Annotated in this window: 9 protein-coding genes and 1 pseudogene; 6 read left to right on the top strand and 4 right to left on the bottom strand. The window is 47.2% G+C overall.

Going from position 1 to position 8402, the window contains the following annotated elements:
- Positions 1-4: 4 nt before the first annotated feature.
- From dapA to LOSG293_RS05435, 5 genes are read left to right on the top strand one after another with little or no spacing between them, the layout of a single operon-like run.
- Complete coding sequence (gene dapA / locus LOSG293_RS05415; RefSeq protein ID WP_034527953.1) at positions 5-919, top strand: 4-hydroxy-tetrahydrodipicolinate synthase; 915 nt, start codon at positions 5-7, stop codon at positions 917-919.
- Positions 916-1695 (top strand): 4-hydroxy-tetrahydrodipicolinate reductase, encoded by a 780-nt coding sequence (gene dapB / locus LOSG293_RS05420; protein ID WP_034527955.1) that lies wholly within the window; start codon positions 916-918, stop codon positions 1693-1695. The genes dapA and dapB overlap by 4 nt, the downstream gene beginning before the upstream one ends.
- A gap of 20 nt (positions 1696-1715) precedes the next feature.
- Complete coding sequence (locus LOSG293_RS05425) at positions 1716-2909, top strand: aminotransferase class I/II-fold pyridoxal phosphate-dependent enzyme (protein WP_034527957.1); 1194 nt, start codon at positions 1716-1718, stop codon at positions 2907-2909.
- Between the two features lie 25 nt (positions 2910-2934).
- Positions 2935-4008, top strand: coding sequence for an aspartate-semialdehyde dehydrogenase (locus tag LOSG293_RS05430; RefSeq protein WP_034527959.1), 1074 nt, complete (start codon positions 2935-2937; stop codon positions 4006-4008).
- Between the two features lie 53 nt (positions 4009-4061).
- Positions 4062-4904 (top strand): aldo/keto reductase, encoded by an 843-nt coding sequence (locus LOSG293_RS05435; RefSeq protein ID WP_034527962.1) that lies wholly within the window; start codon positions 4062-4064, stop codon positions 4902-4904.
- A gap of 69 nt (positions 4905-4973) precedes the next feature.
- Here the strand turns inward: LOSG293_RS05435 and LOSG293_RS05440 are convergent, their stop codons facing one another.
- Positions 4974-5453: a C40 family peptidase gene (locus LOSG293_RS05440; protein WP_034527964.1), complete on the bottom strand. Its 480-nt coding sequence runs from the start codon at positions 5451-5453 to the stop codon at positions 4974-4976.
- A gap of 235 nt (positions 5454-5688) precedes the next feature.
- Entirely contained in the window at positions 5689-6681 is a 993-nt protein-coding gene (locus LOSG293_RS05445; protein ID WP_081919906.1) for a linear amide C-N hydrolase, read from the bottom strand.
- A gap of 96 nt (positions 6682-6777) precedes the next feature.
- Here LOSG293_RS05445 and LOSG293_RS05450 point away from each other — a divergent pair, with 96 nt between their 5' ends.
- Entirely contained in the window at positions 6778-7395 is a 618-nt protein-coding gene (locus tag LOSG293_RS05450; protein WP_034527966.1) for an LVIS_2131 family protein, read from the top strand.
- Positions 7396-7582: 187 nt separating this feature from the next.
- Here LOSG293_RS05450 and LOSG293_RS05455 read toward each other — a convergent pair whose 3' ends face one another.
- The gene (locus LOSG293_RS05455) at positions 7583-8143 is read right to left on the bottom strand and encodes a M15 family metallopeptidase (protein ID WP_034527969.1); all 561 of its coding nucleotides are present in this window, start codon (positions 8141-8143) and stop codon (positions 7583-7585) included.
- A gap of 150 nt (positions 8144-8293) precedes the next feature.
- A pseudogene (locus LOSG293_RS05460) lies at positions 8294-8402 on the bottom strand (IS30 family transposase); the annotation flags it as partial.

Genomic DNA, 8402 nt, shown 5'->3' on the forward strand with positions numbered 1-8402 from the left:
TCATATGACAACTCTTGAAAATGCAGATATCATCACCGCGATTATTACCCCGTTTGATGAAAATGATCAGATTAACTATGACGCACTAGAACGCTTAACCAACCATTTAATTGAAACGGGTAGCCGTGGTTTCGTCATTGGTGGCACGACGGGTGAAACCCCAACGCTGACTGAGGCGGAAAAATTAGAACTCTACCGGCGTTTTGCTCAAATCGTTGCTGGCCGAGTTCCTGTGATTGCTGGAACTGGAAGCAATAATACCCGGGAAACGGTGGCATTTACTCGCACCGTGACCCAAATTGATGGGATCGACATGGCCTTAGTCGTCGTACCTTACTACAACAAGCCTAACCAACGCGGTATGATTGCGCATTTTGAGGCGGTAGCCGCTCAAACCGAAAAGCCAATCATTATGTATAACATTCCGGGCCGAACTGGCGTAACGATGAGCAACGAAACAGTTGTCACCTTATCGCAAAATCCGATGATCGCGGGCGTTAAGCAGTGTACATCATTAGAAGATATTGAAGCACTAATCGAGCAAACGGACTCAGAATTTGCCGTCTATAGTGGAGAAGATCCTCAAGCGTTGGCGATTAAAACGGTCGGTGGCGCCGGCATCATTTCGGTTGCTGCCCACGTTTACGGCACCGAAATGCGGGCGATGTACGACGCTCTAACGGCTGGCAACGTTGCGGAAGCTGGTCGTTTACAAAGGGAGCTAACGCCAAAGATGCAAGCGTTATTCATGTACCCTTCGCCCGCACCCGTCAAGGCCGTGTTAAATGCGCAAGGCTACGCGGTGGGCGATTGTCGGTTGCCAATCCTGGCACTGGATGCCACTGAAAAACAAACCTTGGCACTCCGATTGGGTCTTGAAGCTGATGCCTTAGCCCAGGAGACGGGGGTTCGACTATGACCAACGTGTTAATCGCCGGATTTACCGGGGCGATGGGTCAGAAAGCGGTCAATTTAATTTCGCAAATGAGCGGTTTTGAGTTAACTGCCGTTTACGCACCAGACCTACCATCAACGAATCCCACCGATTTTAATTTACCGGTCAACGTGCAGGTTTTTGAATCGCTAGCAGCCATTGAAACGAATGCGACCATTTGGATTGATTTCACCCTTCCCAGTGCGGTGTACGAAAACACGAAATTTGCAATTGCGCACGGAATGCACCCGGTGGTCGGGACGACGGGATTGACCGATGCACAGGTGGCCGAGTTACAAGCTCAAGCTGCTACGCAACGGTTAGGGGGGTTGATTGCCCCCAACTTCGGGTTATCGGCGGTACTCTTGATGAAATTCGCCAAGGAAGCCGCCGCCTATTTCCCTGATGTTGAAATCATTGAAATGCATCACGATAACAAGAAAGACGCGCCATCCGGAACGGCGTTGAACACCGCTAAGTTGATAAATCAGGTCCGTGAACCGCATCAACAAGGCAATCCAAACGAAGTTGAAACGGTCCCAGGTGCGCGAGGTGGTGACCTCAATGGCATCCGTGTCCACGCCGTTCGTCTTCCCGGCTACGTTGCCCACGAGCAAGTGCTTTTCGGCGGTGCCGGGGAAGCATTGACGATTCGGCAGGACTCGTTTGACCGTGAATCATTCATGACCGGCGTGAAGGTCGCCGTTGAAAAGGTAAGCGCGCTTGATCAGCTCGTGGTGGGCTTAGAGAACGTGTTATAAGAGAAAGGGAAGTGCAGCAAATGCCAAATTTAGCAAGTGAGTTACGGCCAGTCGTGAACCAACGGCTGACGGAAGTAGAAGCGTCGGGAATTCGGGCGTTCGATCAAAAAATTTCGAAGATTCCCGGGATTGTCAAATTGACGATTGGGGAACCGGACTTGAATACCCCGGAACACATTAAAGCGGCGGCAGTGACCAGCATCGTGCAGAATGATTCTCACTACTCAGCTCAACGTGGGACGCTTGCACTTCGTAACGCCATTAGTGGTTATCTGGAACGGTCGCAGGAGTTAACCTATGATCCGGAAACCGAAATTGTAGTGACGGTGGGTGCTACCGAGGCGCTGACGGCTACGACGTTTGCACTGCTAAATCCTGGGGATAAGGTCATTGTGCCAACGCCAACATTTGCGCTGTACTTTCCAATTATCAGTTTAACGGGGGCGATTCCCGTCATGGTTGATACTTCCGCGGATCAATTTGTATTGACGCCGGAACGCCTAACCGAAGTGCTGGAACGCGAAGGTGATGCGGTAAAAGCCGTGTTATTAAACTACCCAAGTAACCCGACTGGTGTTGAATACGATGTTGAAACGGTGAAGGGCTTAGCTCAAGTGATTCGTGAACATCATCTCTATGCGATTTCAGATGAAATTTACGCGGAGCTAACTTATGATTTCGACCATTACTCAATTGCAAAAGAAATTCCTGAGCGAACCATTTTGGTTAACGGACTGTCGAAGTCACACGCGATGACTGGATATCGAATCGGTTACGTTGCAGCGCCAGCAGAAGTCGTGGCCAACATTACCAAAATGCACGCGTTTATGGTGACGGCACCTTCAAACCCAGCGCAGGCTGCAGCAGCCGAGGCTCTGGCAAACGGGGATGCTGATCCGGTAGAAGCTAAGGAAAGCTATCGTCGCCGTCGCGACTTCATCCGGGACGCGCTAATGGCAATGGGAATTGAAACGGTTGCCCCTCAAGGTGCTTTTTACATTTTTGCACGGATTCCAGCGGCTTACGGTCAAGATGACGTTAAGTTTGCCGAAGAGCTGGCAGCTAAAGCGTTGGTTGGCGGTACTCCTGGGAGTGCGTTTGGCGCAGGTGGTGAGGGCTATATCCGCTTCTCGTACGCCGCATCGGATGAAAGCTTGAAGTTAGCAATGACTAGAATGAGCGAATTTGTGGGCACTGAGATTGGTGTTCATTAAGAACTAAATTGAGGAGATGGGAAACATGAGTGAAGGATATGTAGTGGCGATTTTAGGGGCAACGGGTGCAGTGGGCACACGCATGATTGAACAATTAGAGGCTTCAACGGTGCCAGTAGCTGAAATTAAGTTGTTGGCCTCGAGCCGGTCTGCGGGACAAGTTAAGCAGTTTAAGGGCCAAGATGTTGTGATTGAAGAAGCAACGCCAGATTCATTTAACGGGGTCGACTTGGTATTATCATCAGCCGGCGGGTCAGTTTCTAAGCAACTATTACCAGAAGCCGTTAAGCACGGGGCCGTCTGTGTCGACAACACGAGTGCGTTCCGGATGGATCCAGAAGTGCCATTGGTGATTCCGGAAGTTAATGAGCAAGCGCTCTACCGTCATCATGGGATTATTGCGAATCCTAACTGTTCAACCATCCAAATGGTGGTTGCGTTGGCACCCATTCGCCAACAATTTGGCCTGGTCCAAGTGATTGTTTCCACCTATCAAGCTGCATCAGGTGCTGGTCAATCCGCTTTAAACGAGTTGCGAACTGAAGCGGCTGCTCATTTGGAAGGCGAAGAAATGGCCGCTGCCATCTTGCCGACTAAGGGCGACCAAAAGCACTATCCATTAGCCTTTAACCTGCTTCCTCAAATTGACGTGTTCGAAGACGACGGCTATACTCATGAAGAATGGAAGATGATTCATGAAACCAAGAAGATTATGCTAGACGACATGAATGCTGGCGAAATCAAGGTCACGGCAACTTGTGTGCGGGTCCCGATTGCGGTGGGTCACGGCGAATCCGTTTACTTTGAAGTGGCGGATCGTTCAACGACCGCTGCGGATATTCAGGCGGTGCTGACTCAAGCCCCTGGCGTTGTGCTGGAGGATGATCCAGCCAACCAAGTTTACCCACAACCTTTAACGGCGGAGGGCAAGCGTGAGACGTTCGTCGGCCGGGTTCGTCCAGACTTCGAGAATCCGGGTGCCTTCAACATGTGGGTGGTTTCCGACAACCTGCTAAAGGGTGCAGCATGGAATGCGGTGCAAATCGCAGAACGGTTAGTGGCAGATGATCTGGTTCGGGTTCCAGTCGAACAGTCATAATCTAAATTGGCGCTTCGGTCTTCCGAGCGCTTTTTTTAATGGAGGCGATTGAGATGAAGCAATTAAATTTTAAAGGTGAGTCGGTGAGTGAGCTGGGCATTGGGACCTGGAACATTGGTGAAGGGGATGCTCGTCAGTCGAGTCAAGAAATTACGGCGATTCAGTACGGTCTTGAGCACGGCATTAACTTCATTGATACAGCGGAGATGTACGGTGAAGGAAAATCGGAAACGCTAGTGGGCCAAGCAATTCAGCCCTATGACCGGGATAAGTTATTTATCACTTCTAAATTTTACCCGTTTCATGCGACGCCCAGTTTGATGCGTGCTAGCTTGACGAAGAGTCTGCAACGACTGAAAATTGACTACTTGGATTTATATCTGTTGCACTGGCGAGGGAATACGCCGTTGGTGGAAACAGTGCAGGGAATGTATGAACTTCAAGCAGAAGGTCTCATCAAGCATTGGGGCGTTTCTAACTTCGACACGAGTGATCTACAGGAATTGATAGAGTTGCCTCATGGCAAGGACGTTTTCGCAAATGAGGATCTGTATAACTTGCGGTCTCGTGGCATTGAGTTCGATTTATTGCCGTGGCAGGCAGAAAATAATATTCCGTTTATCGGTTACTCGCCGTTCGGTTCGGGAAATGGCAAGGGGATTGATTCCCCAGAGCTTCGGCAAATTGCCCAAGAGCGTCAAGTAAGTGTGCAAGCTATTTTGTTAGCTTGGGTCACCCGGCATCATGATGTGCTGAGTATTCCGAAAGCCAGCCAAGTTGAGCACGTTACAGCTAATATTGCCGCAACTGAAATTAAATTGACGGCTGAAGAATTGGCACGATTAGATCAAGATTTTCCAGCACCAATAGGTAAACAGGCGTTGGATGTGATTTAGGGGTATCTGGTTATACAAAAAAACACCATTCCGCTTTGGAATGGTGTTTTAAAATTCAGTTTAAATGGTTTAGCTAGCAAAGTTAACGGGACGAGCAGAACCAACGTAGTTCCACCATGGTGCTTTAACCCGTTCAACGATAACGCCACGATTTTGAGAATCGATCATTTTACCGTTACCAATGTACATCCCAACGTGTGAGATACTGTGCTTGCTACCACCGAAGAAGACGAGGTCGCCCTTCTTGATGTTCTTGTAAGAAACCTTCTTGTAGTGGTTGTATTGTGATTGAGCTGTCCGGTGAAGGGTCTTACCAGCGCCCTTTTTGAAAACGTATTTTGTGAGACCAGAACAGTCAAAACGTGATGGACCAGTAGAACCCCATCCGTAAGGCTTGCCTAATTGCTTCTTAGCAACTTTATAAGCTTCTGAATAAGATGGCTTAGTGGCTGCTTGTGCGCTTGAGTCACTGTGAAAGTGGCTTGTAACAAGTGCGAGTCCCAAAACAGCTGCAACAGTTAAGATAAACTTTAAAGCTTTTACTTTCATAATTAGAATAGTTCTCCCCAAATCGTTTTTTTGTTTTTAAGTTTTATTTGTCTGATTCAATGTTAATAGTGTACCAACTGAACGTTACAGGAGAGTTTCATGAGATTTTCTATTAGATTAATGGCTGTAATAGTTCGTAATGATTCTTATGATGGCAATAAAAAAGACGGCCTCAAATGCCGTCATATCAGGTTATTAGAATTGTGTTAAAAAATGAAAACTGGTGAAGAAAAAATTAGTCATTTGGAAAAATAAATGGTGTTTTAGGAAATTTTTCGACTAAATCGGGTAAAGAAATCGTCTGTAAGCGGTTATTTGTCATCGCTTTGTAATAATAGGTCTGGTCCGTGAGACTCAATATGCTCTCATAGTGAGTGTAGTTGTGATTGCTACGTTTCACCTTTTCTGGGTCGCGGGGAATCACGACTTGGTCCAACGTGTTGAACAGCGTTGCCACCGCATTTGAATCCGTGGTAGGCAAATCATGACCCCAGCGGTTGATGGCTGCGGAGATGAATCGATTTGTAGGCACAGGACCCGTTGGGAGCGCCTGGTCACTAGCGATATAAGCGCGACTTCTTTGAATCGTTACTTCATTAAAGTCGGGTTGATCTAATTTCAGGAATCGGTTGAGGCGGGCGATGTGGTTTTCTAATTCTGGGGTATTAGTGAGTACCTGGGTGGCATCTGGTTTGAGGCTCAAGGTCAAACTAGTAGGCTCGAGTACCATGGTTGCACCCGTTTGATCAGTAATAATCCAGTGGAACGGGTACACCTTATTTTCTCGGAACCAGACGTCCCCAATTAAGGCAATTTTAGGAAGGGCAGTTTGCACTTCCGCAACGGAGCGGTAGTTACCCAACAGCCATAAAATGATGTCTTGTGGTGTAAGATTTAGTTTTCTGGGAACAGGGACCTTATGATAAACGGTTCGATTGGGGAAGTATAATTCTGCCACAGCCAGGCCGGCAGTGTTGAAACCATCACCCATTAAACGGTAGCCATCAATCAGACGACCGCTGCCGAGAATTGCAAATTTAGCGGAATAGTTTGACTGGAATCGCGTACGCAGGGTTTCACCGGCGGGTAGATAAATGGGTTGCCAAGGGCTCGTTGTTGGAAAATCCATTGTTCGTGCCAATAACTGGTGCTGAGACTGAGTTTGTAGGGTTAAGCTCGTACACACAGAAATCATCCCTTTAACTTTATTTCCTATAGTATAGTTCATTTTTGAGAAATTTCGCGGAATCTTTGCTAATCGTTCACGGAAATCCTGGAATAGGTTATAATGACAATACTATGAAGTAAGAAGGGGTACGGGACAATGAAATCAGCTTGGAACTTGATTGGCATGGGACTATGGTTACTTTTGCTAATCTACTTAATTTGGATGGTGCACGATATGCGAGTCCGACGCTTGAAATTAATTGTGACGGAAAAGCGCAGTTTTTCGTGGCACAATCTAACCATTTCAGCAATTGAGCTGGTCGTTTTCTTGTTGGGATTGTGGGGGATGAGTTACGCCACTTTCTTCCAGGATGTTTCCAAGCTTGATAAAGCGCGGGTAACGGAGTCCTACCAGTATGAGCCGATGGTTTTAAATGCTGAGGAGGATCCTGCCGTGTATGTCACGGTTAAGACTGGAAACGGTCGTCATCCAATTCAACACTACACATACTTTACCAAGGGTGAACGCTATCAGGTGACGAGTGAGGACGCAACGATTACGATGGGTAACCATCCGATTAATGTGGCCGCGAGTGCCTACAAGTGGGATACAAAGCGTGTGAAGTACATGGATCGTCGCTATCAACAAGCGTGGGTCGGTGTGGTGGAAACCACGTATAAGAAGACATTCTGGAACGGTATTGGTTTGCACGCCGGCCGGTTGGCAAATCGCTTTACCGTGATCCGAATTCCGGATAAGTCGTTTATGCAGTGAGTATGCCTTCAATAGGCGATTAGACCTTGAGCACTAACGGTGGACAACGGAAGCGGAGCTTGCTTCGCGTGTTGTTCATGGTTAGGCGCAAGGGTTGGCCTCATGGAGCCCGTTTAATGAAGTAGACTGTAAGCAAAAGGAGGACCACGACAAATTCTGTCGTAGTCCTCCTTTTTACTGTCTTCAATTAATCTAATTGATACTCGTTTGGATCCGCAGCTGCTGGACCATAACTATCCATATCTGAGTCACGATAATCCCACCACTCATTCTCATAACCATTGAAGCCAGCTACCGACATCGTATGGTGCAAGATATTATAGTTACGTTCTTGTTCTGGTGTGTGAGGCGCATCTCTGTGCGCAGCTTCTGAGAAGTCATCAAATGGCGTTGGCATTTCTAGTTCGTTGCCAGCCATATCCGTTAAGGTTAGGTCAAAAGTGACCCCTTTTTGATGCGAGAAATTCGGATTGGGTTTAGCAACGAAGGTTGGATCAGGATAGACCTCGAACAGCCGCTCCTGCGCAGCTACCGGGCGATAAGCATCCCAAATTTTCAGTCGATATCCTTGTTCCTTCAATAGCGCACTCGCTTTGGCAAGCTTTTTAACTGTGCCAGTTCGGGCAATCGCTGTCGTGAAATCGTAGATGACTTGGGTGGTAAAATTATTGGTTGTGGCGTAACGCAAATCGACAATAATATCTGGATCTGCTGCTTGTACATTCATAAATTCAGCATTTTTTGTCATGGGGTAACCTCCAAGCACATTATGTATCAGTATAGCGAATCGTTGATTTATAAGCAATGAATGCGCTTAATCAAACGCGAAATTTAACGATTAGTGAAAAAAGTTACAAATATTCTAAGAAATTTCATATAAAATTGGCAAATTACAAGTTTAATCCGAACAAGCCCGGAATCTTTCAATGGCAGTCTGTTGATGATGTATTTTTAATGGTCGTTGATTAATTAGTTCAAGTGCTGCTAGGATCTCATCAGTCGTTACT

The organism is Secundilactobacillus oryzae JCM 18671 (genome assembly GCF_000740055.1).
In the GTDB taxonomy this organism is placed as follows: Bacteria; Bacillota; Bacilli; order Lactobacillales; family Lactobacillaceae; genus Secundilactobacillus; species Secundilactobacillus oryzae.

Excerpts from the sequence above, each read along its gene's own strand:
- LOSG293_RS05435 (WP_034527962.1), top strand. The coding sequence starts at position 4,062 with ATGAAGCAATTAAATTTTAAAGGTGAGTCGGTGAGTGAGCTGGGCATT.
- LOSG293_RS05430 (WP_034527959.1), top strand. The coding sequence starts at position 2,935 with ATGAGTGAAGGATATGTAGTGGCGATTTTAGGGGCAACGGGTGCAGTG.
- LOSG293_RS05445 (WP_081919906.1), bottom strand. The coding sequence starts at position 6,681 with ATGAACTATACTATAGGAAATAAAGTTAAAGGGATGATTTCTGTGTGT.
- LOSG293_RS05425 (WP_034527957.1), top strand. The coding sequence starts at position 1,716 with ATGCCAAATTTAGCAAGTGAGTTACGGCCAGTCGTGAACCAACGGCTG.
- LOSG293_RS05440 (WP_034527964.1), bottom strand. The coding sequence starts at position 5,453 with ATGAAAGTAAAAGCTTTAAAGTTTATCTTAACTGTTGCAGCTGTTTTG.
- dapB (WP_034527955.1), top strand. The coding sequence starts at position 916 with ATGACCAACGTGTTAATCGCCGGATTTACCGGGGCGATGGGTCAGAAA.
- LOSG293_RS05455 (WP_034527969.1), bottom strand. The coding sequence starts at position 8,143 with ATGACAAAAAATGCTGAATTTATGAATGTACAAGCAGCAGATCCAGAT.
- LOSG293_RS05450 (WP_034527966.1), top strand. The coding sequence starts at position 6,778 with ATGAAATCAGCTTGGAACTTGATTGGCATGGGACTATGGTTACTTTTG.
- dapA (WP_034527953.1), top strand. The coding sequence starts at position 5 with ATGACAACTCTTGAAAATGCAGATATCATCACCGCGATTATTACCCCG.